Below are 25,061 nucleotides of genomic sequence, written 5' to 3'. Positions count from 1 at the left end.
GCATATTGGATATTCTCGCATGACCACCTTCATCCAGAACACCGCCATCGATCTTTCCGGCGACTGGCAGCTTGCCTCCTCCGACAACAGTCATGCGCTGACCATCGCCATTCCCGGCGATGTCCACAGCGCCCTGCAGACGGCAGGCGTGATCGCCGACCCCTATGCCGGCCGCAACGAGGATGACGTGCAATGGGTGGCGAACAAGGATTGGGTGCTTGAGCGGACCTTCGACATCGATGCGGCGGAGCTTTCGGGTCGCTGGTATCTCGACATCGCGAGCCTCGACACGATCGCCGACGTCTATGTCAACGAGCAGCAGGTTCTGCGAGCCGACAACTGCTTCCGGCGGTATCGCCCCGAGGTTGGGACCGCTCTGAAGGCAGGTGAAAATTGTCTGCGCGTCATCCTGCATTCCTCGATCGCGGCGGGTGCTGCACGGCAGGCCGAACAACCATTCTACATTCCCTATTCGATCGACAATTCGCCGATCCCCAACGGCAACATGCTGCGCAAGCCGCAATGCCATTTCGGCTGGGACTGGAATATCGCCATCGCGCCGCTCGGCATCTACGGCACGATCGCGCTGAAAAAGCTTGGGCCAGCCCGCATCGAGCATGTGACGACGCGGCAGGTGCCGCAGGTCGGCGGCGCGATCGATCTTCAGGTGACGGTGACGCTGTTTGCCAGGGAGCCCGGCGTGGCCAGCCTCGATTTCGCGCTCGACGGGCAGCGGCAACGTCTGGACTGCGGCGTCAATGCCGGTGAAACGCAGGTGACGCATGTTTTCACCGTCGAGAACCCGAAACTCTGGTGGCCGGCCGGCAGCGGCGAGCAGGCGCTGTCTGAACTGACCGTTGCGCTTGCGGGCGAAACCGTTACCCGCCAGATCGGCTTTCGAACCGTGGAACTGTTGACCGACAAGGATGCCGCCGGCAGCCGTTTTGCCTTCCGTATCAACGGCCGTGAAATCTTCTGCCGGGGCGCCAACTGGATCCCGGCCGACGCGCTGGTTTCGCGCGTGACGCCGGAAGGCGTCGAGGACCTGCTGCGCTCGGCTGTCGATGCCAACATGAACATGATCCGGATCTGGGGCGGCGGTTTCTATGAGCCGGACTGGTTCTACGATCTCTGCGACCGGCTCGGGCTGATGGTCTGGCAGGATTTCATGTTCGCCTGCAATCTCTATCCCTCGACGCCGGACTTTCTCGAAAACGTCGCTGCCGAAGTGGATTATCAGGTCAAGCGCTTGTCCTCGCATCCCTCGATCGCGCTGTGGTGCGGCGACAATGAACTGGTCGGTGCGCTCAACTGGTTCAAGGAGAGCCGCAAGGATCGCGACCGCTATCTCGTCTCCTACGACCGGCTCAACCGCACCATCGAGACCGGTATCAAGGCAGCGGCCCCGGAAGCAGAGTGGTGGCCGTCCAGCCCATCGGTCGGTCCGCTCAATTTCGGCGATGCCTGGCATGCCGATGGTTCCGGCGACATGCACTATTGGTCGGTTTGGCACGAAAACAAGTCGTTCGACAATTACCGCACGGTGCGGCCACGCTTCTGCTCGGAATTCGGCTTCCAGTCCTATACGTCGATGCCGATCGTCCGGCAGTTCGCAGAACAGAAGGATCTGAACGTCGCTTCGCCTGTCATGGAGGCGCACCAGAAGAATGCCGGCGGCAACGAGCGCATCGCGGCCACCATGTTCCGCTATTTCCGCTTTCCGAAGGATTTTTCCAACTTCGTCTATCTCAGCCAGATCCAGCAGGGGCTGGCGATCCGCACCGCCGTCGATTTCTGGCGGTCGCTGAAGCCCCATTGCATGGGCACGCTCTACTGGCAACTCAACGATACCTGGCCGGTCGCCTCCTGGGCGAGCCTCGACTATGGCGGCAACTGGAAGGCCATGCACTACATGACGCGCCGGTTCTTCCAGCCGGTCGCGGTCGCCGCCATTCCGTCCGGCGATGGCAAAGAGATCGCTTTTTCGATGGTCAACGATACCGCGGCACCGGTCACCGTCGAGCTGCAGACATTCCTGGTCTCGCTGTCCGGTGAGAAACAGCCCCTGATGGCCGCAGCCGGCACCTGCAGCCCGGATCGCGCCGCGACGCTGACGGCCATTACCGCCTCGGATATCCCGAAGGACATGCTGCTGTTCTGGTCCTTCGAGGCATCAAACGGCATGCGGGGCGAGGGGCATCATGTTCAGGGCACCTACAAGGCGCTCGATCTTGAGCTATCCGGCCTCTCCATCTCCGCAGTCTCGGCGGGAGACGGCACCTACGATGTCACGGTCTCCGCCTCCGGACTTGCCCTGCATGTAATGATCGAAGCCGATGTGGAGGGCCGTTATTCCGACAACGCCTTCGATCTGACGTCGGGCGAAAGCCGCGTCGTTCACTTTACCCCGAAACAGCCGCTGGCGGCGGGCGTTGCCCCGGTCTTTACCGGCTATGACCTGCAATCCTGCCAGGGCAACGGATAGGAGGTTTTCATGCTGCGGAGCGAAGTCAATGCCATCATCGCGCGGAGCGACGCCTTCATGCGCCAGCATGGTTTCGTGCTGCCGCCGTTTGCCTCTTGGTCGCCGGAGGAGATGCAGGCGCGTGTCGTGTCGGATGCGCCTTCGATCCACGATACGAGGCTCGGCTGGGACATCACCGACTATGGCAAGGGCCGTTTCAGCGAATTCGGCCTCGTGCTCTTCACCCTGCGCAACGGTTCTGCCGCAGCGCTCGCCCATGGGCGCGGCATGCTCTATGCCGAAAAGCTGATGATCACCGCCAAGGGGCAGGTCAATCCGCTGCATCGGCACGCCGTCAAGACGGAAGATATCATCAACCGCGGCGGCGGCACGCTGGTGCTGCAGATGTACAATTCGCTTCCCGACGGCTCCGTCGATGAGACGACCGATGTCGTGGTTGCCACCGACGCCCGCCTACGCACGCTCAAGGCCGGCGCCTTTCTGCAGCTTGCGCCCGGTGAAAGCGTCACGCTTCTGCCCGGCAACTGGCATGCCTTCTGGGCCGAAGGCGCCGATGTGCTGATGGGCGAGGTTTCCACCGTCAACGACGATCTTACCGACAACTATTTCCGCGAGCCCGTCGGCCGCTTTTCCACCATCCAAGAAGACACCCGTCCGAGCCATCTGCTGGTCTCGGATTATGACACCTGGCTCCCATAGTTCCCAAGGAGGACTTTACCATGCAGACCGTCAGCTTCCAGCTCTACAGCGCCCGCAATTTCCCGCCGCTTTCCGATGTCCTCAAGACCGTCGGTGCCGCCGGCTACACACAGGTCGAGGGTTACGGCGCGCTTTATGCATCGCTTGACGATGCCGCCCTTGCTGCTCTCAAGTCCGACATGGACAAGAGCGGCGTGACGATGCCTTCAGCCCATTTCGGTCTCGACATGCTCGAAACCGATCCGGCCCGGGCGCTGAAGATCGCTCATGCTCTCGGCATCAAGGCGATCTATTGCCCCTATCTGCTCCCCGATCAGCGCCCGGCGGATGCGGCCGGCTGGAAGGCTTTTGGCGAACGTCTCGAAAAGGCCGGAAAGCCGTTCCGCGATGCCGGCCTCGATTTCGGCTGGCACAACCATGATTTCGAATTTGCGGCACTGCCGGATGGATCGGTTCCGCAGGATCATATCTTTGCCGGTGGACCGAACCTTTCGTGGGAGGCCGATATCGCCTGGCTCATCCGGGGTGGTTCCGACCCGTTTGCCTATATCGAGAAATACGGCAAACGCATTACCGCCGTGCACGTCAAGGACATTGCTGCCGCCGGTGAGAACACCGATCAGGACGGCTGGGCAGACGTCGGCCACGGCACTGTCGGCTGGGCGAAGCTGTTCAAGGCTCTGTCTGCGACATCCGCCAAATACTACGTCGTCGAGCACGACAATCCCAAGGATTACAAGGCGACGGCCGAGCGCTCGATCGCATCGATCAAGACTTACTGAGAGAAAGACCAGTCCATGACACGAGAATCTACGACACGGGATTTGGGCATCGGCATCATCGGATGCGGCAATATCTCCACCACCTATTTCAAGCTCTCGCCGCTCTTCAAGGGCATCAAGGTTCTGGCCTGCGCCGACATCAACCCGGCGGCGGCTGAAACGCGCGCTTCGGAATATGGCGTCAAGGCGCAGACCATCGAGGAGCTGCTGGCCAATCCGGACATCGATATCGTCGTCAACCTGACGATCCCGGATGCGCATTTCCCGGTCTCCAAAATGATTCTGGAAGCCGGAAAACACGTCTATTCGGAAAAGCCGCTGGTGCTGTCGCTGGAGCAGGGCGAACAGCTGCGCGGTATTGCCACCGCCAGCAACCTGAAAGTCGGCTGCGCGCCGGACACGTTCCTCGGTGGCGCACACCAGCTGGCGCGTGACTATATCGACCAGGGCAAGATCGGCCGCGTCACCTCGGGCACCTGCCACGTGATGAGCCCGGGCATGGAGATGTGGCATCCGAACCCGGATTTCTTCTTCCTGCCCGGCGGCGGCCCGATCCTCGATCTCGGCCCCTATTACATCGCCAACCTCGTCAACCTCATTGGCCCGGTCAAGCGCGTCGCGGCCCTGACGTCGATGGCAAACCCGACCCGCACCATCACCAGCGAGCCGCGCAAGGGCGAGGTCATCCCGGTGGAGACCCCGACCAATATTCATGCGCTGCTCGAATTCCAGAACGGTGCGACGATTACCTTGTCGGCCAGCTGGGATGTCTGGTCGCACCGTCATGCCAACATGGAGCTTTACGGTACGGAAGGCTCGCTCTTCGTGCCCGATCCGAATTTCTTCGGCGGCACGGTTTCGGCCAGCGGCCGCGACAAGGACATCCAGCCGCTGGAAACCTGGGATCATCCGTTCTCGGTAACCAACCAGGAGCATCCGCATGGCATGATGGCCAACTACCGCACCGCCGGCCTTGCCGATATGGCGATCGCCATCCTCGAGGGCCGCGATGCACGCTGCTCGCTGGAACGCGCGCTGCATGGCGTCGATGTCATGGTGTCGATCCTGAAATCGGGCGAAGAAGGCCGCTTTATCGAGTTGACGACGACCTGCACGCAGCCGGCGGCGCTCGGCATCGAGGAAGCCAAGGCTTTGCTGCGATAGAAACTGGTGGTGCGCGGCAGTATCGCCTTGCACCGTCATCACAATAAAATATACCGATTTTATCACAATCATTCCCGGAGCGTCGCTGCTTCGGGAATTCCGTTTTCAAGCATAGGGCAGGATGAAACGATGAGCTGGCAACCGGCGGACAATCGCTACGAGACGATGAAGTACAATCGCTGCGGCAAGACCGGGCTGAAGCTGCCGGCGATCTCGCTCGGCCTGTGGCACAATTTCGGCCATGACACGCCGCACGAGCGCAAACTCGACATGTGCCGCACGGCATTCGATCTCGGCATCACCCATTTCGACCTCGCCAACAACTATGGTCCGCCTCCGGGCTCGGCTGAAACCGCTTTCGGCGAAATCCTGCGTACCGATTTTGCCGGTCTGCGTGACGAGCTGATCATTTCATCCAAGGCCGGCTACGACATGTGGCCGGGTCCTTACGGCGAATGGGGCAGCCGCAAGTACATGATCGCCTCCTGCGACCAGAGCCTCGCCCGCATGGGTCTCGATTATGTCGATATCTTCTATTCGCACCGCTTCGATCCGGAAACGCCGCTCGAGGAAACCTGCGGCGCGCTCGATCACATCGTGCGTTCGGGCCGGGCGCTTTATGTCGGCATTTCCTCCTACAATTCGCAGCGCACCCGCGAGGCGGCCGCCATCCTCAAGGATCTCGGCACGCCGCTGATCATCCACCAGCCGAGCTATTCCATGCTCAACCGCTGGGTCGAGGATGATGGGCTGGTCGATACGCTGGATGATCTCGGCGCAGGCTCGATCGTGTTTTCACCCCTGGCGCAGGGCATGCTGACGACGAAATATCTCGGCGGCATTCCGGCCGACAGCCGCGCGGCGCAGAACCACTTCCTCAAGAAGGATTTCATCCGCCCGTCGATCATCGACAATATCCGCAAGCTCAACGAGATCGCCGAGAAACGCGGCCAGACGCTGGCGCAGATGGCGATCGCCTGGGTGCTGCGCGGCAGCCGCGTTACTTCGGCGCTGATCGGCGCCAGCCGTTCGTCGCAGATCGTCGATTGCGTCGCTGCACTGAACAACGACACGTTCACGGCGGAAGAACTGGCCGAGATCGATATCTATGCCAAGGAAGCCGACATCAACCTCTGGGCGACGTCGGCCGAGCGCGTGTAAGCCTCGGCCACCCGTTCAGGGCGTCAATGAAAAGGCACCGGGTCATCCGATCCGGTGCCTTTGTCGTTTCGGGCGCAAGCAGGCCGGAGTGTTCAAACCGGGTAGACGCGTGGACGGCGGATATCGACGAAGCCACGCGTATCGGCACGGAACGGAAATTCCGGAGCGGTATCGAATTCGATGGCCTGGCCATCGACCGTCAGAGCCAGCACGCGTTTGGAATCCGGCCGGTCGATGACGCGGGCAATCGTCGCCTGGATACCATGGCCGTCTTCGCGCCAGGTGACGTCGGCCGGCCGGAAATACAGTTCCGCCGGGCCGTCTGCGATGCCGGGGGCATCGAAAGCGACGTCCTGAATATGGGCTTTTTCGCCCGAAACGGTGACCTTGAGCCGGTTGGCATCGCCAAGGAAATTCATTACGAAGGCGCTGGCCGGTGCGCGGCAGACCTCTTCCGGCGTTCCCGTCTGGACGATTTTTCCCTTGTCGAGAATGACGACCCGGTCGGCGAGATCGAGTGCCTCGGCCTGATCGTGCGTCACGAACAGAGTGGTGATGCCGAGCTCCTCGTGGATTTTCCGCAGCCAGCGGCGCAGATCGCGCCGGACATTTGCATCAAGCGCGCCGAAGGGCTCGTCGAGCAGAAGCACTTTCGGATCGACGGCGAGCGCACGCGCCAGCGCCACGCGCTGCCGCTGGCCGCCGGAAATCTGCGCTGGAAACCGGTCCTGCAAGCCTTCGAGCTGAACCAGGTGGAGAAGCTCCGTCACCCGGTCGGAAATCGCCGAGGCCGAGCGTTTGGTTTTCGAGACCTTCATGCCGAAGGCGATGTTTTCGCCGACGGTCATGTGTGGAAACAGCGCATAGTGCTGGAAGACGAAGCCGACGCCGCGATGGCGCACTTCGATATCGGTGGCATTTTCGTCACCGAAATAGATGGCGCCATCGTCGGGAAATTCGAGGCCGGCGACCATGCGCAGGATCGTCGTCTTGCCGGAACCAGAAGGGCCGAGCAGGGCCACCAGCTCGCCGCTCTCAATATCCAGCGATACGCCGTGCACGGCGCGAAAGGTGTCGAACGTCTTGACGACGGTGTCGAGGCGGATTTTCACGGCGTGGTCTCCGGTAGGGGCTGCGATCCTGCCGGGGATGCGCCGGCAAGCGAGGGCGGGCGCACGCGGCCGGCGCCCCGGCGCTCGAGCGCCACCTTGGCGATCAGGGTGACGACGGCCAGAGCCGCCAGGATCGAGGCGGCGGCAAAGGCGCCGATGGCGTTATAGTCGTGGTACAGCAGTTCGATGTGCAGCGGCAGCGTGTTGGTCTGGCCGCGGATGTTGCCGGAGACCACCGAGACGGCGCCGAATTCGCCCATGACGCGGGCATTGCACAGGATGACGCCGTAGAGCAGCGCCCATTTGATGTTGGGCAGCGTCACGGAGAAGAACGTCCGCCAGCCGCTGGCGCCGAGCGAGGTGGCGGCCTCCTCCAGATCGCGGCCCTGCGCCTGCATCAGCGGAATGAGCTCGCGGGCAACAAAGGGTGCGGTCACGAACATGCTGGCCAGCACGATGCCGGGCAGGGCGAAGAGGATCTTGATATCGGCCGATTGCAGTGCATCCCCGAACAGGCCCTGCAGGCCATAGACGAACATATAGGCGACGCCGGCGACGATGGGCGACACCGAGAAGGGGATCTCGATGACGATCAGGAGCAGGCGGCGGCCCGGAAAGTCGAACTTGGTGATGGCCCAGGCGGCAGCGACGCCGAAGGTCGTGTTGATGGGGACGGCGATCAGTGCCGTCAGCGCCGTCATCATGATGGCGTGGCGCGTATCGGAATTGGCGATGGTCTTGCCGAAATAGGCGACGCCCTTGGAAAAAGCCTCGAAACCGATGACGGCGAGCGGTGCGACGATGACGAGGACGACAAACACCAGCACGATGGCAATCATCGTGTTGCGGAACACCGGGGCTTCGCCGATGCGCGGCGGGCGTCTGGTCTTGGTTTGGGCCATGGTCAACCCTTTACCGTGTAGCGCAGGGCGCGGGCCTGCAGGAGGTTGGTCACGGCCAGCATGGTGAAGGCGGCGATGAGCATCACCGAGGCGATCGCGGCCGATGCCGGATAGTCGTATTCCTCCAGCCGGATGAAGGCGAGGAGGGCGGTGATCTCCGTATCGAAAGGCTGGTTGCCGGCAATGAAGATGATCGCCCCGAATTCGCCGAGGCTGCGGGCGAAGGACAGCGACAGACCGGCCAGCAGCGATGGCGCCAGCTGCGGCAGGATGACCCGCAGGAAAATTTCCAGATCGCTGGCACCGAGCGTCTGCCCGGCTTCCTCAAGCGCGGGATCGAGTTCTTCGAGTACCGGCTGTACGGTGCGGACGATGAAGGGCAGGCTGGTGAAGGCCATGGCGATGATGATGCCGAGCGGCGTGTAGGCGACCTTGATGCCGATCGCCCCCAGGGGGCCGCCGAACCAGCCGTTGGAGGCAAAAAGGGTGGTGAGCGCAATCCCGGCGACTGCCGTCGGCAACGCGAAGGGCAGGTCCACCAGCGCATCGATCAGCCGCCTGCCGGGAAACCGATAGCGGACAATGATCCAGGCGAGCGACAGGCCGAACACCAGGTTGAACAGCGTCGCGGCAAGAGCGCAGAGAATGGTGATGCGGTAGCTGGCGACGGCCCGTTCGGAAGAGATGATCCGCCAATAGTCTTCCGGGCCGAGGCTTGCGGCCTTGAAAACCAGCGCGCCAAGCGGCAGCACGACGATGATGGCCACATAGACGAGCGTGATGCCGAGCGTCAGGGGCAAGCCTGGAAGAATGCGCCGTGCCAAAACGTGCCCTTTGAAAGCCGGAGTTGAAAACATCGGGAAGCCGCGCCGGACGATTGTCCGACGCGGCCCCGGTTTTTCACATTATACGGTTGGGATCAACGAGCGCCGTAGATTTTATCCAGCGCTGCGCCTTCGGCAAAATGCTCTTCCTTGATCTTGCCCCAGCCGCCGAACACATCTTCGACCGTGAGAAGGCGAACATCCGGGAACTGGTCCTTGAATTCCGCTGCCACCTTCGGGTCATTCACGCGATTGCCGTTCTCGGCGAGAATCTTCTGGCCTTCCGGTGTGTAGAGGAAGTCGAGATAGGATTTCGCCAGGTCGCGGGTGCCGTGCTTGTCGACCACCTTGTCGACGATGGCGACCGGGAATTCGGCCAGAAGGCTGACGGACGGCGTGACGATGTCAAACTTGTCCTCGCCGAATTCTTTGGCGATGCCCTTGGTTTCGGCCTCGAAGGTGATCAGCACGTCGCCGGTCTCGCGCTCGACGAAGGTCGTCGTCGCGGCCCGGCCGCCGGTATCGAACACCGGAACATTGTCGAAGATCTTCTTGACGAATGCTTCCACCTTGGCCGGATCGTTGGCGAATTTTTCCTTCGCATAGGCGGTTGCCGCCAGATAGGTGTAGCGGGCGTTGCCAGACGTCTTCGGGTTCGGGAAGATCACCTTGACGTCGTCGCGAACGAGGTCGTCCCAGTCCTTGATGCCCTTCGGATTGCCTTCGCGAACGAGGAAGGACGGGAAGGAATAGAAGGGCGAGGCGTTGTTGGCAAAGTCGCTCTTCCAGTCTTCCGAAACAAAGCCACCCTTTACCAGCGCATCGACATCCGTCACCTGGTTGAAGGTGACGACATCGGCTTCCAACCCTTCGAGAATGGCGCGCGCCTGCTTGGACGAGCCGCCATGCGACTGATCGACCGTGACGCCGGGATGGGCGGCGATGAAGGCCTCGTTGACCTTTTCGAACAACTCGCGCGAAACGTCGTAGGATGCGTTGAGCAGCTTGTCGGCAGCGGCAGCCGGAACGGTCAATGCTGCGAGTGCCGCACCGATCAGAAGAAGACGTTTCATGGAATACTCCCCGAGAAATGATTTTCGAAGGCAGCATAGGGTGCATGCGGAGCCATTCCGAGGAACCCGCGCGTGTCTGTTCGGGCCGATGGTGGAAAAAAATTGCCCCAATGGCCGGAGGGAGGAAACAGATGCATCGTGGCGTTGAAATTGCCGGTCTCTCCGGGCGTGGGCGTCTATGAGACTATTCAACAGGTTGGCGCCGCATCCTCATACCAAATCACCGTGCGGCCCGCGCGATGATGAACCTAACGTAAGTTGCTGCAAACATTGAGGCTTGTCATTAGACAAAAGTCGAAGGCAGGCCCCGATCCACGCCGCTGGACATGAGGGGATGAGCGTGTAAGCTGCCTGTGGAGGCACGTGATTTCATTGCAATGATGCGTGACTGGATATCGTGAATTCAGAAATGCGCATGTCCGTTTGAACCAGCCGCGACCGGCTGGTGCGGCCTGCGCCCGCGGGGAGGAGCAGCATCGGCAAGCCCGGGCTGCCCGCGAAAACAGAGGAGAGAACATGGATCGCCGTCTTTTCATCAAGCGCGTGGGTCTCGGTGGCGTTGGTGCCGCCGCTGCCACGGCGCTCGCAGCGCCTGCCATTGCCCAGAGCAACCCCAAGATCAACTGGCGCCTGGCGTCGTCCTTCCCGAAATCGCTCGATACCATTTATGGCGGCGCCGAAGTGCTGTCAAAATATCTGTCCGAGGCGACGGACGGCAATTTCCAGATTCAGGTCTTTGCCGCCGGTGAAATCGTTCCCGGTCTGCAGGCGGCCGATGCCGCCGCTGCCGGCACGGTCGAGGCCTGCCACACGGTTTCCTATTACTATTGGGGCAAGGACCCGGTCTGGGCGCTCGGCGCTGCCGTGCCCTTCGCGCTCAATGCGCGCGGTCACAATGCCTGGCAGTACCATGGCGGTGGCATCGACATGTTCAACGAATTCCTGGCAACCCAGGGCCTCGTCGGTTATCCGGGCGGCAACACGGGCGTGCAGATGGGCGGCTGGTTCCGCAAGGAAATCAAGACCGTGGCCGACATGTCGGGTCTGAAGATGCGTATCGGCGGCTTTGCCGGCAAGGTGGTCGAGAAGCTTGGCGTCGTGCCGCAGCAGATCGCCGGCGGCGATATCTATCCGGCGCTGGAAAAGGGCACCATCGACGCGGCCGAATGGGTCGGTCCCTACGACGATGAAAAACTCGGCTTCTACAAGGTGGCGCCGTACTACTACTATCCCGGCTGGTGGGAAGGCGGCCCGACCGTGCATGCCATGTTCAACAAGGCTGCCTTCGACGGTCTGCCGAAGAGCTATCAGTCGCTGCTGCGCACGGCCTGCCAGGCGACCGATGCCGACATGCTGCAGAAGTACGACTATCTGAACCCGGCTGCGATCAAGCGGCTTGTCGGTGCGGGCGCCAAGCTCAGCCCGTTCAGCCCGGAAATCCTGTCGGCCTGCTTCGACAAGGCCAACGAGGTCTATGCGGAAATCGAAGCGACAAACCCGACCTTCAAGAAGATCTGGGAGTCGATCAAGGCCTTCCGCGGCGAGTATTACCTGAACGCCCAGATCGCCGAATACAACTACGACACCTTCATGATGATCCAGCAGCGCGGCGGCAAGCTCTAAGCACAAGTGCCATCGGCGAAATTGAAAACCCTGGAACAGCCATTGTTCCAGGGTTTTCTTTGTCTATGACTATGGAGAAGGGCCGGTGTCGAGACCGGCCCTTTGATGGTCAGTTGAAGGACGGCGGAGCGCTGAGGTCGTTGGCCGGCTTCTTCTGTTCGCCGGTCGCGCCGTTCTGGTCCGTCGGCTTCTGGCTGCTTCCGTCGAGCGGATTGCCGGCCGGTAGCTGCAGGCCGCCGGGCAGGCCAAGCCCGCCGCCATTGTCGGGCAGGGTGAGACCGCCGCCGCCGGTGCCGAAGCCCGGCACCACGATATTGATCGTCGCCGGATCGACGGCCGGAGCATCGCCCTTGTAGTGCATGACCATCTGCGGGAACATGATGGTCAGCGCCACCATGATGATCTGGATGCCGACGAAGGGCACGGCACCCCAGTAGATCTGTCCCGTTGTCACCGGTTGTGTCACCTTGCCTGTAACCCTGTCGAGATAGGGCACCTTGGCAGCGACCGAGCGCAGGTAGAAGAGCGCGAAGCCGAAGGGCGGGTGCATGAAACTCGTCTGCATGTTGATGCCGAGCAGCACGCCGAACCAGATGAGATCGATCCCCAGAGCGTTGGCTGCCGGTACGAGCAGCGGCACGATGATGAAGGCGAGCTCGAAGAAATCCAGGAAGAACGCCAGGAAGAAGACGAGCAGGTTGACCATGATCAGGAAGCCGGTTTCGCCGCCCGGCATGGAGACCAGCAGATGCTCGACCCAGACATGGCCGTTGACGCCGTAGAAGGTGAGCGAGAAGACCCGCGCGCCGATCAGGATGAACAGCACGAAGGACGACAGCCGGGTGGTGGCCGTCAGCGCCGAACGGACCACATCCATGTTCAGACGGCCCTTCGCCGCTGCCATGACGAGAGCGCCGACCGCGCCCATGGCGCCGCCTTCCGTTGGTGTGGCGATGCCGAGGAAGATCGTGCCGAGCACCAGAAAGATCAGCGCCAGGGGCGGGATCAGCACGATGATGACCTGTTGTGCCAGCCGGGACATGGCGTTGATCTTCATCGTCCGGTCGATGAGGGCGACCACATAGATGAAGCCGACACCGACCGTTGCCCCGAGGATATCGGCATTTTCTCCGTGTGTCGGCGAAAGATAGACATGGGCCGCATAGGCAATGCCGGCTGCGACGATCAGCGCGATGATCAGCGAGGTGACGCCGGAGCCGAGCGTGCGTGCTTCGAGCGGCAGCGCCGGCATGGAGTCCCGCCGGACGAAGGTCATGATCAGGATGTAGAGCATGTAGAGCCCGGTGAGCACCAGACCGGGGATCAGCGCGCCGGCATACATGTCGCCAACCGAACGGCCGAGCTGGTCGGCAAGCACGATGAGGACGAGGGACGGCGGAATGATCTGGGCAAGCGTCCCGGATGCCGCAATGACACCGGAGGCGACGCGCCGATCGTAGCCGTAGCGCAGCATGATCGGCAGCGAGATCAGGCCCATGGCAATGACCGAGGCCGCGACCACGCCGGTGGTGGCCGCCAGCAGCGCACCGACAAAAATCACGGCATAGGCAAGGCCGCCGCGAATCGGTCCGAACAGCTGGCCGATCGTATCGAGCAGGTCTTCGGCCATGCCGGAGCGTTCGAGCACGATCCCCATGAAGGTAAAGAAGGGGATGGCAAGCAATGTGTCGTTCGACATCACCCCCCAGAACCGGTCCGGCAGCGCGTTGAGCAGAGGCCAGGAGAGGTTGATCGAACCGGCAGACAAGGGAGCAAGCTCCACGCCGACGACGAAGAACAGCAGACCGTTCGCCGCCAGCGAGAACGCCACCGGATAACCCAGTAGCAGGAACACGATCAGCGAAACGAACATGATCGGCGCGAGGTTTTCAGCGATGAATGCCATCACGTGCGCACCTCCGGTGCCACATCTTCCAGCGGCGCATGTGTCGGCACGTAGGGCGTTGGGTCCTCCATGTTGCCGGTCATGATCGCGATCTTCTTGATGATTTCGGAGACGCCCTGCAGGGCGAGCAGGATGAAACCGAACAGCAGGATCGCCTTGGCCGGCCAGATGATCAGCCCGCCCGCGCTCGACGACATCTCGCCGGAGACGTAGGACATCTGGGCGTAGGGAACCAGATAGTAGAGCATCAGCAGGACGAACGGCATCAGGAAGACGGCATGGCCGAACAGGTCGATCCAGTGCTGCACCCGGCGCGAGAACATGCCGTAGACGATGTCGATGCGGATATGCTCGTTCTGGCTGAGCGTATAGGCGGCGGCGAACATGAAGGCGGCACCGAACAGGTACCATTGCGCCTCAAGCCAGGAGTTCGACGACATATTGAATATTTTTCGGATAATGGCGTTGCCGGCACTGACCAGAACGGCCACCAGGATCAGCCACGAGACTGATTTTCCGATGATTTCCGTAACACGGTCGATGAGCCTGCTGATGCCGAGCAGTGCGGTCATGCATATTCCTCCCCGCTAAGCTGATTTTCGATTTTTTTTGCCAAGCACAGCCACAGTGCCGATTTCAGGCCCCGTTTCAAGTCCGCGCGCGCATAGTCCGGCAACGTCATACCAAAGTCGCATATGGACTTAACAGCAATGCCTAAAGCTTGAGCAGAAATAGAGGGAAAACCGTGCTGCCATGTGGAAAGAGGCAGCCTACGTTGCTGCGGAGCGGTGAGCCGGAGGAACGTGACGAATGGTGTCGGCGACGATCGGCGCTCGACCCGCCAACGGGCGTCTGGTGGGGGCGCTTGCCCCGAAGTGATTGTCGTTGCCGGCGGAATGATCGGGCGTTCGCTGCCGTCTTTGTCGTTGATATATCGGGCCGGGCGCAGGGATATATCGGGCCGGGCGCAGGCCACCGATTTCGATCGCGTCGGCGATGAGCCGCTGTAACCGCCGGTTGCATGTTTGGTCGGTGTATCAGTTAATTCTTATAATTAGCTGATTCCATTACAATTTTGTAATTTTTACTTTCAGTTTCCGTTCATCATTGGGACGGTAGTTTCGGGGTGTCAAAAACGAAAGGACACCCCGATGAAACGTCTGTTGATTGCGCTGGTCGCAAGCTCCTTCCTGACGGCGCCGATGGCCTTCGCGCAGTCTGCCAAGCCCTTCGAGGTCGCTCAGGTGAACGAGCGCCATGTCGATAGGAACGTCTACAAGCACGGCAACAAGAAAACTGTCGAGAAGCGCGTCATTGTCAAGAAGCGCTGGGCACGCGGCCACCGCCTGTCGCCGGCCGAGCGCCGCCATATCTCGGCGGTCAATGATTACCGCCGCTACAAGCTGCGCGCTCCGCCGCGTGGCCAGCAATGGGTACGGGTCGATAACGATTTCCTGCTGATCAGCGTCGCGACCGGCGTGATCGTCAATCTGGCCACCCGATAGGACCAGACGGGCCTGTGGCCTGATGGCCGGGCCTTACCTGAACGGCGATGTGCGCGCGGGGTCCGCGGGCACATCGAAATGCTCCGGCGCGAGCTTTTGTCTGCTCCTGGCCGTTTCATTCAGCGATTCCGCCGGGACACCCGGCCTCGCTTGCGTGACAGGGCAGAGTGTCACCGCAGGATACCGCGCAGGGAGCGTCAGGCCGCCCGTTGGCTCCAGTCCGGAAACGGGTCCGGCAGGTTGCGCCAGTGGTTCGGTGAAAAGGCGGAACTGTCGACGAGACATGCATCCAGTTCGGCCTCCAGTGCTGCCTGGTCCATCGGATCGGCACCGATGAAGACGATCTCCTGGCGCCGGTCGCCCCAGATGGGGTCGAGGAAGGGCTCCATCATCGCCAGGAATCCCGGATCATCCGGCCATTGGGCCTTGGGAACCGCCGACCACCAGAGCCCCATCTTCGACGTGCGCACCATCGGTCCCGTCTGGCTGAGTTCGCCGACGTGATGCGGGCGCGTCGCCAGCCAGAAAAAGCCCTTTGCCCGCACGACTCCCGGCCATGGCCGATGGACGAAACTGTGGAAACGGGCCGGATCGAACGGCCTTTTCGCCCGGTAGACGAAGGAGCGGATACCGTATTCCTCCGTTTCCGGGATGTGATCCTTGAAGCCGTGCAATTCCTTGTACCACAGCGGATGCTGCTCGGCCTTCGCCATGTCGAACAGGCCGGTGCCGAGAACGTCGCGCAACCCCACTTTGCCGAAATCCGTCTCGATCAGCCGCGCATCCGGATTGAGCCCGACGATGATTTTTCGCGCCGCATCGCGCTGTTCCGGCGTGGCGCTGCCGGTCTTGTTGAGGATGACGACATCGGCGAACTCGATCTGCTCGACCAGCAGATCGACAAGCGTGCGGGTATCGCCTTCGCCCGCGGTGTCCCCACGGTCTGCGAGGAAGTCGGCGGAGGAATAGTCGGCCAGAAGGTTGGCGGCATCGACGACGGTCACCATCGTATCGAGCCGGGCCACGTCGGACAGGCTGTTGCCGTTCTCGTCGCGGAATTCGAACGTGGTGGCAACGGGGAGGGGCTCGGCGATCCCCGTCGATTCGATCAGCAGGTAGTCGAACCGGTCCTGTTCCGCCAGCTTGCGGACCTCGTTGAGGAGATCGTCGCGCAGGGTGCAGCAGATGCAGCCATTGGTCATCTCGACCAGTTGCTCCTCCGTTCGCGACAGGTTGGCGCCGCCGTCGCGCACCAGCGCCGCGTCGATATTGACCTCGCTCATGTCGTTGACGATGACGGCCACCCGCAGTCCGTCGCGGTTGTTGAGGATGTGGTTGAGCACCGTGGTCTTTCCGGCGCCAAGGAAGCCGGAGAGAACGGTGACCGGAAGTCTGTCGGACATTGGCTGCATTCCTTTATGTTATATTATTACATTTGATGGTCTGAAAAAGGCGGACTTGTGGCCCGCCTCTCTCAGTCGCTCGGGAGGAACGTGTTCAGTTGCCGGAAGACAGGCAGGTCTTCAGCGACGTGCCGATGCCTTCCATCAGCTGGAAATAGAGGTCGGGACCGGCGTCGAGCGTGGCTGCTTCCGGATCCAGCGTACCGGATTTCGCCGGTGTGCCTTCGAGCACGATGTTGACCAGCTTGGGTTCGAACTGCGGTTCGGCAAAGACGCAGGTTGCGCCCAGTTCGACGATCTTCTGATGGATCTGCTTCAGACGCGCAGCACCCGGCAGCGTCTCGGGGCTGACGGTGATCGAGCCGGCGACCTTCACGTGGTAGCGATGCTCGAAATACTGGTAGGCATCGTGAAAGACGATGAAAGGCTTGTCCTTGATCGGCGCGACGGTCTCGGTCAGAGTCTTGTCGAGGGCGTCCAGCCGCGTGCCGAGCGCATCGAGATTGGCCTTGTAGGCCGCCGCATTGTCCGGATCGGCTACGGCAAGCGTCTTTTCGATTTCGACCGCCATCGCCCTGGCATTGGCCGGATCGAGCCAGAGGTGCATGTCGTATTCGCCTTCGCCATGATGGTGACCCTCTTCGTGGGCATGGGCGCCTGCTTCGTGTTCGTCGCCGTCATCATGGGCTTCGAACGCGCCGCCTTCGCGGAATTTCAGTTTTTCCAGCCCCGGCGCGTCGTCCAGTTCGACGATTTTTGCGCCGCTGCCCAGCGTTTCCAGCGGCTTCTCGAGAAAGGCCTCCAGCCCGTGGCCGACCCAGAAGACCACATCGGCCTTTTCAAGCGCCGAGGCATTGGACGGCTTCATGCTGTAAGTGTGGGGGGAGGCGGCGCCCTCGACGATCAGGGCGGGTTCGCCGACACCCTGCATGATGGCTGAAACCAGCGAGTGGATCGGCTTGATCGAGACGACGACATTGGGAACCTCGGCATGCGCGGTGCCTGCTGCCAGAAACAGGGCGGGGGCGAAAAGCAGGGTAGATGCGAGAAACTGCGGTTTTTTCAGGCGCATGCGGAACTCCTTGTATTGCAAGCATCGGGTCTTGCAAATATACGTAATGTTATTACATCAATTGCGTTACGCTATAACGTGTGGCATAGCCACTGGCAACATCTCACCCGGATTTTTTTGATGCTGAATTTCCGCAAGACCGATCAGGCGCCGCTCGTTTCCCTGAACAATGCCGGTGTGCGCCGCAACGGCCGCTGGCTGGTGCGCGGCGTCGAGTTCTCGATCAGCCGCGGCGAGATCGTCACGCTGATCGGCCCGAACGGTTCGGGAAAATCGACGACGGCGAAGGCGGCGATCGGCGTGTTCAAGCCGGACGAGGGCTGGGTCGAGAAACTGCCGGGACTGAAAGTCGGCTACGTGCCGCAGAAGCTGGCGATCGACTGGACGCTGCCCTTGACCGTCGAACGGCTGATGACGCTGACCGGACCGCTGAAGGGACGCGAGGTTGAGGAAGCGCTGCATTCGACCGGCATTGCGCATCTCGCCCGCGCCGAGGTGCAGCACCTGTCTGGCGGCGAATTCCAGCGGGCGCTGCTGGCCCGCGCCATCGCCCGCAAGCCGGACCTCCTGGTTCTCGACGAACCGGTGCAGGGCGTCGATTTCTCCGGCGAGATCGCCCTCTACGATCTGATCAAGTCGATCCGCAACCGGACCGGCTGCGGCATCCTCTTGATCTCGCATGACCTGCATGTGGTGATGGCCGAGACCGATACGGTGATCTGCCTGAACGGTCATGTCTGCTGCCGCGGCACGCCGCAGATGGTCAGCCAGAGCCCGGAATATCTGAAACTGTTCGGCAGCCGGGCCGCCCAGACGCTCGCCGTTTACAGCCACGACCACGACCATACCCATCTGCCTGACGGCCGCGTCCGCCATGCCGACGGCAGCATCACGCAATATTGCCATCCCGACGACGGTCATCATCACGGTGACCATGATCACGACCACGACCATGCTCATGATCACGCCGGTCACGTCCATGGACCGGATTGCGGCTGCGGTCACAAAAGCCGCCTGCAAGGGTTTGACAAGCAGGGATCGGACACGAAGGAGACGCGCCGTGTTTGACGATTTCTTCACTCGCGCGCTCATTGCCGGCATCGGCCTTGCCATCACGGTCGGCCCGCTCGGTTGCTTCGTCATCTGGCGGCGCATGGCCTATTTCGGCGATACGATGGCCCATTCGGCGCTGCTCGGCGTGGCGCTGTCGCTATTGTTTAATCTCAACCTGATGATCAGCGTCTTCATCGTCGCCGCGGCCGTGTCGCTGCTCCTTTTGCTGCTGCAGAAGCGCGGTGCGCTGTCCACCGATGCGCTGCTTGGCATCCTGTCTCATTCGGCGCTGTCGATCGGCCTTGTCATGGTCGCCTTCATGACCTGGGTGCGCATCGATCTCGTCGGCTTCCTGTTCGGCGATATTCTCGCCGTTTCCGAGGCCGATATCGATCTCGTCTGGGGCGGTGGTATCCTCGTTCTGGCGGCGATCGTCTATCTCTGGCGGCCGCTGCTTGCCTCCACCGTCAATCCGGAACTGGCCGAGGCCGAAGGCCTGCAGCCGGAGCGGGCACGGCTCTATTTCATGCTGCTGATGGCGCTGGTGATCGCGATCGCCATGAAGATCGTCGGCATCCTGCTGATCACCTCGCTGCTGATCATCCCGGCCGCGACCGCGCGGCGCTTTGCCACCTCGCCGGAGATCATGGCCGTGCTTGCCTCGGTGATCGGCGCGCTTGCCGTCACCGGCGGGTTGTTCGGATCGCTGCATTTCGATACGCCGTCCGGGCCGTCGATCGTGGTTGCGGCGATGGGGCTTTTCGTGCTCAGTCTTTTGCCGTTCAGGCGGAACGCACAAGCCGAGACGGCCATTCACTCGACGCATGGGGGACATCACTGATGGCGATACAGAAACTCACCAAGAACCAGTCGCTGGTGCTCGACGCGCTCGAGCATGCAGAGGGGCCGCTCAGCGCCTATACCATCCTCGACAAGCTGCGCGACCACGGTTTTCGCGCGCCGCTGCAGGTCTACCGGGCGCTGGACAAGCTTCTGGAGTTCGGCCTGATCCACCGGCTGGAGAGCATGAATTCCTTCGTCGCCTGCACCCATCCCGATCACCATCATCACCATGATCATGGCGTGACGGCCTTTGCGATCTGCGAGGATTGCGGCCAGGTCACCGAGATGCATGACGCGGGCATGGAGGAGCGCCTGTCGGTGCTTGCCGGCAAGCAGCATTTCAAGACCGAGAAAACGACGGTCGAGATTCGTGGTCACTGCCAGAATTGCACCGCTGAATAAGCGCTGCACCGCCGAATAAGCTTGGCGAGGGCAGTCGACGTCCTGTTGCCCAAGCGGATGCCGAGACATCCCAACCCGCCAAGGTCCCCCCGTGAACAATCACGAATCGCTATCCGACTCTCTGTTTTCAGCCGATGCGCATGGTCACGCTCATCATCATGCGCACGCCGATGCCGCAGCATCCGGTACCGCGATCGACCCTGTCTGCGGCATGACGGTCAAGCTCGATGCGGGCAAACCGAGCCTCGACTATCAGGGCACCACCTATCATTTCTGCAGCCAGCGCTGCCACGACCGCTTTGGCGCCGATCCGTGGTTCTTCCTGTCCGGCCATTCGAAGAACAAGCCGAAGGTGGCGAAGAAGGCGACGCTCTATACCTGCCCGATGGATCCCGAAATCGTCCGCGACGCACCGGGTCCGTGCCCGATCTGCGGCATGGCGCTGGAGCCGATGGGCGCTCCGGTCGATGCCCCCAACCACGAACTCATCGATTTCACCCGGCGCTTCTGGGTAAGCCTTGCCTGCGCCGTGCCGCTGGTCATCCTCTCGATGGGGCCGATGCTCGGCCTGCCGATCCGTGACTGGATCGGCGGCAGGCTCACGGCTTACCTGGAATTGATCCTGGCAACGCCTGTGGTGCTGTGGGCGGCACGGCCGTTCTTCGAGCGCGGCTGGGTTTCGGTACGCACCGGCCACTACAATATGTGGACGCTGATCATGCTCGGCGTCGGGGCTGCCTATCTCTATAGCGTCGTTGCGACGCTCTTTCCCAGCCTCTTTCCCATGGAGTTCGGTGGGCATCATGGCGATGTCGCCGTCTATTTCGAAGCGGCCGCCGTCATTGTTGCACTGGTCTTCGTTGGCCAGATCCTCGAGCTTCGCGCCCGTGAGCGCACTGGCGATGCGATCCGTGCCCTGATGAAGCTGGCGCCGAAGATTGCCCGGCGGATCCAGCCGGATGGGACGGAGCAGGACGCGCCGCTTGAGAACATTCTCGCCGGCGACCATGTGCGTGTGCGCCCCGGCGAAGCCGTACCCGTCGATGGCATCGTCACCGAAGGCCGCTCCAGCGTTGACGAAAGCCTGATCACCGGCGAGCCGTTGCCGGTGGAAAAGACGCAGGGCGCCGGGGTGACCGGCGGCACGGTCAACGGCAACGGCACGCTTGTCGTGCGGGCGGAAAAGGTTGGCAGCGACACGGTGCTCTCGCAGATCGTCGAGATGGTTGCGTCCGCCCAGCGCTCGCGGGCGCCGATCCAGAAGCTGGCCGATCGCGTCTCCGGCTGGTTCGTGCCTACGGTCGTCATCGTCGCGGTATTGGCTTTCGTGGGTTGGCTGTTGCTTGGTCCACAACCGTCCTTCGTCTATGGGCTGGTGGCGGCCGTTTCCGTGCTCATCATTGCCTGCCCCTGTGCGCTGGGGCTGGCAACGCCGATCTCGATCATGACGGCGACGGGCAGGGGGGCACAGTCGGGCCTACTGGTCCGCGAGGCCGCCGCCCTTGAGCGCCTTGCCGCCGTCGATACGCTGATCGTCGACAAGACCGGAACGCTGACCGAAGGCAGGCCGCGCCTGACCGACGTGCTGGTGCATCCCGCCTTTCCCGAAAACCGGCTGCTGATGCTGGCGGCCTCCCTGGAAAGAGCGTCGGAGCATCCGCTGGCCGAAGCCATCGTTGCCGGCGCCGCGGCGCGGGATGTCCTGCTCACCTCCGTTACCGATTTCGAAGCGATCAACGGCAAGGGCGTATCGGGCAAGGTCGACGGGGAGACGGTGATGGCCGGCAATGCCGCCATGATGGCGGATGCGGCGATCGACATCACCAGCTTTGCCGGCCATGCGGAAAGCCTGCGCCAGAACGGCCGCACGGCGCTTTACATCGCCGTCAACGGCCAGCCTGCCGGTCTGCTGGCGCTTGCCGATGAAATCAAGCTCAACGCGGCCGAGGCGATCCGCGCACTGCATGCCGATGGCGTTCGCGTCATCATGGCGACCGGCGACAATGCGGTCACGGCTCAGGCCGTGGCAAAGGCGCTCGGGATCGACGAGGTTGCGGCCGATCAGTTGCCGCAGGCCAAGAAGGCACTGGTCGAGCGGCTGAAGGCCGAAGGCCGCGTGGTCGCTATGGCGGGCGACGGTATCAATGATGCGCCGGCACTGGCGGCAGCCGATGTCGGCATCGCCATGGGCACCGGCGCCGACGTGGCGCTGGAGAGCGCCGGCATCACACTCTTGAAGGGCGACCTGTCCGGCATCGTGCGGGCACGGACCCTGTCGAAGGCGACACTTTCGAACATCCGCCAGAACCTGTTCTTTGCCTTCGGCTACAATGCGATCGGCGTGCCGGTCGCGGCCGGATTGCTCTATCCGCTCACCGGCTCGCTGCTGTCGCCGATGCTGGCCGCCGCCGCGATGAGCCTGTCGTCTGTCTCCGTCGTTGCCAATGCGCTGCGGTTGAGGAGATTGAAGCTCTGATCGCGTCTACTCGATCACCGACAGGCTGGTGGCAAACAGCTGCCATTTGCTGACATAGCCGTTGGCCGATTTCCTCAGCCCGGTGACGGCCGTCTCGTCCAGCAGGCGAATGGCCTTTGCCGGAGCGCCGACGATCAGCGAATTGTCGGGGAAGACCTTGCCTTCGGTCACCAGCGCATTGGCGCCAACCAGGCAGTTGTCGCCGATGACGGCGCCGTTCAGCACCGTCGCGCCCATGCCGATCAACGAATTGTCGCCGATGGTGCAGCCATGCACGATGGCGCGGTGGCCGATGGTGCAGCCTTCTCCGATCGTCACCGGAAAGCCGGGGTCGACATGGATGACGACACCTTCCTGAATATTGGTGCGGGCACCGACCCGGATCGGCTCGTTGTCGCCGCGCAGCACCGCACCGAACCAGATGCCGACATCCTCGCCCAGTTCGACCTTGCCGATGACATGCGCATCCGGCGCCACCCAATAGCTGCCGTCAGGCGGCACATCGGGGCGCGTCGGGCCAAGAGCGTAAAGCGGCATGATCGGTTCTTTCTTCTCTTAGACGACCGTGACGGTCAGTGTGGCGACGCCATCGACGCCGCAGGACACCACGTCGCCGCGCGATACCGGCCCGACGCCCGACGGCGTCCCGGTCATGATCACGTCGCCGGCCGCCAGTGTGAACAGTTTTGACAGCTCGGCGATGATTTCGGGCACTTTCCAGATCATCTGGTTGAGATCACCCTGCTGTTTCGTCTCGCCGTTGATCTTCAGCCAGATATTGCCGTTCTCGGGATGGCCGATTGCCTGCGCCGGGACAATCTCAGAGACCGGCGCCGAGTGTTCGAAGGCCTTTGCCGCGGCCCAGGGTTTGCCTGCCGCCTTGGCCTCGGCCTGCAGGTCGCGGCGGGTGAAGTCGATGCCGACGGCATAGCCATAGACGCAGTCAAGCGCATCTCCGGCACGGATGGCGTCGCCGCCCTGTTTCAGCACGATGACGAGTTCGACTTCGTGGTGTACGTCGGCCGAAAGCGGCGGATAGGGGAACTGTGCCGCCGGCTGAAGGTTTTCCGGGTTTTTCTGGAAGAAGAAGGGCGGTTCGCGGTTGGGATCATGGCCCATCTCGATCGCATGGGCAGCATAATTGCGCCCGACGCAATAGACGCGGCGAACGGGAAAGGTCTGATCTGACTGTGCCACCGGCAGCAGCACGGGCGCGGGAAGGGGAATTACAGTTGTCATCGATATCCAGACATTCGATTGCGAATGCCTGATGATAGCACCCCTTTACGGAGTGGGGAAAGACGCTTCAGCTGCAGACGTAGGCCTCAAGCTGGTCGCGTGTCAGGAACTGGCTGCCGGCCCGGGCGTTCCGTTCCGGATTGGTATATTCTAGGCTCGGGACATCGGGAAGCTCAAGCGCCTGACGGACGGTCATGATACCGACATCGCGGCGATCGGTGCCACGCTTCAGGCTGACTTCGACGATGCGATACAGATTTTCCTCTACCATGTGATTTCTCCCGTCTCTTTATTTTTTTGATTCTGGATTGCAGTAGCTACTCCGAAATTGGTTTTTATGAGGCACCTCATCTATTAGCATGCCACATATGATGGGATCGCGACAGTCATTTTTTAGCAGGTGCTTGGATTCGCATCGTAATGATGCGCAAATGGCTGTCGAAGAAGGCTGAAACCGGCCTATTTTCGGGCATACGCTCAGGGGACGGGCATCCTCCCTGCCGATATGGAACATTCCCGCGTTCCAGGTGTTTTCGCCGGTGAGACAGCCAGGGACAGAGCCCAGGGACAGAGAAGGAGCGCGAGATGGCCAATATCAAGAATTTGCGGACCGGTTTCACCGGCGAACTGGACGAGACAAGCGGCATGGCGGCACGCGCCAAGCAGGCGGTCGGCTATGTCAAGGACGAGGCGAGCGCCGTGGTCCGGACCGCACAGGACCACCCGTCGGCGACCAGCACGGCGCTGCTCATGTTCGGCGCCGCGGCCTTTGTCGCCGGCTACCTGATCGGCAGCGGTTCGAGCGCTCCGTCACGCAGCCGCCGCTCCTGGTAATTGTTGCGCCGCATAAGATTCGCCTTGATTTTGATGCAATGCAACAATAAAGTCATATTTATCGCAGCGATTCACCTCCTCCCGAAACGCTGCGGCCGATCAGCGGTCACCTCCTCCCGACCGTGGGTCATTTTCAGAAGCCTGCCGCACCTCCTCCCGCGGCAGGCTTTTTTCGTTTTGCACACTGCCCTTGCGGAACCAAATCAGCTATTCTCCTGTTGTGGTCTGGCAAGACATTCGGAGGAGACGCTCATGCCAAATACCAAATGGTCCAATCCCGTGGAGGTGGGGTTCGCCCACAAGGGCTCTCAGGTGGTGCTGGGGCCGTTCGATGCCCTCATCTGCCTGATGGACACCTGGCCGGATCTGCGCGGCCCCCGCTACGTTGCCGCCAGAAGCTTCTGCCGCGCAGCGCTCGATGGCCGCAAGTCGCCGGAAGAGGCGAGGGAGGTCTTCATCTCTGCTGCCAAAGAGGCGAAGCTTCAGGCGCATTAGCGCCGCGT

24 protein-coding genes are annotated in these 25,061 nt (G+C 61.8%); 13 read left to right on the top strand and 11 right to left on the bottom strand.

The genetic code is table 11. The features are described 5' to 3' along the window. Positions 1–19 precede the first annotated feature (19 nt). From ADU59_RS19230 to mgrA, 5 genes are all read left to right on the top strand, one after another. On the top strand, positions 20–2,485 hold the full coding sequence (locus ADU59_RS19230; RefSeq protein ID WP_068955767.1) for a beta-mannosidase: 2,466 nt from the start codon (positions 20–22) through the stop codon (positions 2,483–2,485). A 9-nt stretch (positions 2,486–2,494) separates the two neighbouring features. Beyond that, positions 2,495–3,184 (top strand): D-lyxose/D-mannose family sugar isomerase, encoded by a 690-nt coding sequence (locus ADU59_RS19225; protein ID WP_068955766.1) that lies wholly within the window; start codon positions 2,495–2,497, stop codon positions 3,182–3,184. A 20-nt stretch (positions 3,185–3,204) separates the two neighbouring features. Further along, the gene (locus ADU59_RS19220) at positions 3,205–3,966 is read left to right on the top strand and encodes a sugar phosphate isomerase/epimerase family protein (protein ID WP_068955765.1); all 762 of its coding nucleotides are present in this window, start codon (positions 3,205–3,207) and stop codon (positions 3,964–3,966) included. Between the two features lie 15 nt (positions 3,967–3,981). After that, positions 3,982–5,130: a Gfo/Idh/MocA family protein gene (locus ADU59_RS19215; protein ID WP_068955764.1), complete on the top strand. Its 1,149-nt coding sequence runs from the start codon at positions 3,982–3,984 to the stop codon at positions 5,128–5,130. Between the two features lie 129 nt (positions 5,131–5,259). Then, complete coding sequence (gene mgrA, locus ADU59_RS19210) at positions 5,260–6,291, top strand: L-glyceraldehyde 3-phosphate reductase (protein ID WP_068955763.1); 1,032 nt, start codon at positions 5,260–5,262, stop codon at positions 6,289–6,291. A 92-nt stretch (positions 6,292–6,383) separates the two neighbouring features. Here the strand turns inward: mgrA and ADU59_RS19205 are convergent, their stop codons facing one another. The 4 genes from ADU59_RS19205 to ADU59_RS19190 all read right to left on the bottom strand — a co-directional run bounded on the left by ADU59_RS19205 (position 6,384) and on the right by ADU59_RS19190 (position 10,202). Next, positions 6,384–7,403 carry a sulfate/molybdate ABC transporter ATP-binding protein gene (locus ADU59_RS19205; RefSeq protein ID WP_068955762.1) on the bottom strand — a complete coding sequence of 340 codons (1,020 nt, stop codon included), beginning with the start codon at positions 7,401–7,403 and terminating at the stop codon, positions 6,384–6,386. Further along, positions 7,400–8,305, bottom strand: coding sequence for a sulfate ABC transporter permease subunit CysW (gene cysW, locus ADU59_RS19200; RefSeq protein WP_068955761.1), 906 nt, complete (start codon positions 8,303–8,305; stop codon positions 7,400–7,402). Before cysW ends, ADU59_RS19205 begins: the two co-directional genes overlap by 4 nt. Positions 8,306–8,307: 2 nt before the next feature. Further along, on the bottom strand, positions 8,308–9,162 hold the full coding sequence (gene cysT / locus ADU59_RS19195) for a sulfate ABC transporter permease subunit CysT (protein WP_083198342.1): 855 nt from the start codon (positions 9,160–9,162) through the stop codon (positions 8,308–8,310). 62 nt (positions 9,163–9,224) lie between these two features. After that, positions 9,225–10,202: a sulfate ABC transporter substrate-binding protein gene (locus tag ADU59_RS19190; RefSeq protein ID WP_068955759.1), complete on the bottom strand. Its 978-nt coding sequence runs from the start codon at positions 10,200–10,202 to the stop codon at positions 9,225–9,227. Between the two features lie 516 nt (positions 10,203–10,718). Here ADU59_RS19190 and ADU59_RS19185 point away from each other — a divergent pair. Further along, on the top strand, positions 10,719–11,825 hold the full coding sequence (locus ADU59_RS19185; protein ID WP_068955758.1) for a TRAP transporter substrate-binding protein: 1,107 nt from the start codon (positions 10,719–10,721) through the stop codon (positions 11,823–11,825). A gap of 109 nt (positions 11,826–11,934) precedes the next feature. On the opposite strand, the gene ADU59_RS19180 is transcribed toward ADU59_RS19185, so the two are convergent. Together ADU59_RS19180 and ADU59_RS19175 are read right to left on the bottom strand one after the other, a co-directional pair. Further along, entirely contained in the window at positions 11,935–13,734 is a 1,800-nt protein-coding gene (locus ADU59_RS19180) for a TRAP transporter large permease (protein ID WP_068955757.1), read from the bottom strand. After that, positions 13,731–14,303: a TRAP transporter small permease subunit gene (locus ADU59_RS19175; RefSeq protein ID WP_068955756.1), complete on the bottom strand. Its 573-nt coding sequence runs from the start codon at positions 14,301–14,303 to the stop codon at positions 13,731–13,733. The genes ADU59_RS19180 and ADU59_RS19175 overlap by 4 nt, the downstream gene beginning before the upstream one ends. Before the next feature lie 579 nt (positions 14,304–14,882). On the opposite strand from ADU59_RS19175, the gene ADU59_RS19165 reads away from it, so the two are divergent. Then, the gene (locus ADU59_RS19165) at positions 14,883–15,236 is read left to right on the top strand and encodes an RcnB family protein (protein WP_068955754.1); all 354 of its coding nucleotides are present in this window, start codon (positions 14,883–14,885) and stop codon (positions 15,234–15,236) included. Between the two features lie 197 nt (positions 15,237–15,433). On the opposite strand, the gene zigA is transcribed toward ADU59_RS19165, so the two are convergent. Continuing rightward, positions 15,434–16,639 (bottom strand): zinc metallochaperone GTPase ZigA, encoded by a 1,206-nt coding sequence (gene zigA / locus ADU59_RS19160; protein WP_068955753.1) that lies wholly within the window; start codon positions 16,637–16,639, stop codon positions 15,434–15,436. A 94-nt stretch (positions 16,640–16,733) separates the two neighbouring features. Beyond that, positions 16,734–17,711 carry a zinc ABC transporter substrate-binding protein ZnuA gene (locus tag ADU59_RS19155; RefSeq protein ID WP_068955915.1) on the bottom strand — a complete coding sequence of 326 codons (978 nt, stop codon included), beginning with the start codon at positions 17,709–17,711 and terminating at the stop codon, positions 16,734–16,736. 120 nt (positions 17,712–17,831) lie between these two features. On the opposite strand from ADU59_RS19155, the gene ADU59_RS19150 reads away from it, so the two are divergent. The 4 genes from ADU59_RS19150 to ADU59_RS19135 all read left to right on the top strand — a co-directional run bounded on the left by ADU59_RS19150 (position 17,832) and on the right by ADU59_RS19135 (position 22,485). Then, a complete protein-coding gene (locus ADU59_RS19150; RefSeq protein ID WP_068955752.1) occupies positions 17,832–18,779 on the top strand; it encodes an ATP-binding cassette domain-containing protein in 948 nt (315 codons plus the stop codon). After that, complete coding sequence (gene znuB, locus ADU59_RS19145; protein ID WP_068955751.1) at positions 18,772–19,605, top strand: zinc ABC transporter permease subunit ZnuB; 834 nt, start codon at positions 18,772–18,774, stop codon at positions 19,603–19,605. The genes ADU59_RS19150 and znuB overlap by 8 nt, the downstream gene beginning before the upstream one ends. Further along, positions 19,605–20,009: a Fur family transcriptional regulator gene (locus ADU59_RS19140; RefSeq protein ID WP_068955750.1), complete on the top strand. Its 405-nt coding sequence runs from the start codon at positions 19,605–19,607 to the stop codon at positions 20,007–20,009. The genes znuB and ADU59_RS19140 overlap by 1 nt, the downstream gene beginning before the upstream one ends. A 91-nt stretch (positions 20,010–20,100) precedes the next feature. Then, complete coding sequence (locus tag ADU59_RS19135; protein ID WP_068955749.1) at positions 20,101–22,485, top strand: heavy metal translocating P-type ATPase; 2,385 nt, start codon at positions 20,101–20,103, stop codon at positions 22,483–22,485. A gap of 6 nt (positions 22,486–22,491) precedes the next feature. On the opposite strand, the gene ADU59_RS19130 is transcribed toward ADU59_RS19135, so the two are convergent. The 3 genes from ADU59_RS19130 to ADU59_RS19120 all read right to left on the bottom strand — a co-directional run bounded on the left by ADU59_RS19130 (position 22,492) and on the right by ADU59_RS19120 (position 23,995). After that, positions 22,492–23,022 (bottom strand): gamma carbonic anhydrase family protein, encoded by a 531-nt coding sequence (locus ADU59_RS19130; RefSeq protein ID WP_068955748.1) that lies wholly within the window; start codon positions 23,020–23,022, stop codon positions 22,492–22,494. Between the two features lie 18 nt (positions 23,023–23,040). Then, complete coding sequence (locus ADU59_RS19125; protein WP_068955747.1) at positions 23,041–23,724, bottom strand: fumarylacetoacetate hydrolase family protein; 684 nt, start codon at positions 23,722–23,724, stop codon at positions 23,041–23,043. A gap of 67 nt (positions 23,725–23,791) precedes the next feature. Further along, entirely contained in the window at positions 23,792–23,995 is a 204-nt protein-coding gene (locus ADU59_RS19120; RefSeq protein ID WP_068955746.1) for a hypothetical protein, read from the bottom strand. Between the two features lie 314 nt (positions 23,996–24,309). Here ADU59_RS19120 and ADU59_RS19115 point away from each other — a divergent pair, with 314 nt between their 5' ends. Both ADU59_RS19115 and ADU59_RS19110 read left to right on the top strand, forming a co-directional pair. Beyond that, on the top strand, positions 24,310–24,558 hold the full coding sequence (locus ADU59_RS19115) for a hypothetical protein (protein WP_068955745.1): 249 nt from the start codon (positions 24,310–24,312) through the stop codon (positions 24,556–24,558). A 252-nt stretch (positions 24,559–24,810) separates the two neighbouring features. Next, positions 24,811–25,053, top strand: coding sequence for a DUF982 domain-containing protein (locus ADU59_RS19110; RefSeq protein WP_068955744.1), 243 nt, complete (start codon positions 24,811–24,813; stop codon positions 25,051–25,053). Positions 25,054–25,061 lie beyond the last annotated feature (8 nt).

It is taken from the genome of Pararhizobium polonicum (assembly GCF_001687365.1).
GTDB lineage: Bacteria > Pseudomonadota > Alphaproteobacteria > Rhizobiales > Rhizobiaceae > Pararhizobium > Pararhizobium polonicum.
The sequence above is the reverse complement of the archived record's forward strand: the minus strand, read 5'-3'. Positions and strand labels throughout refer to the sequence as shown.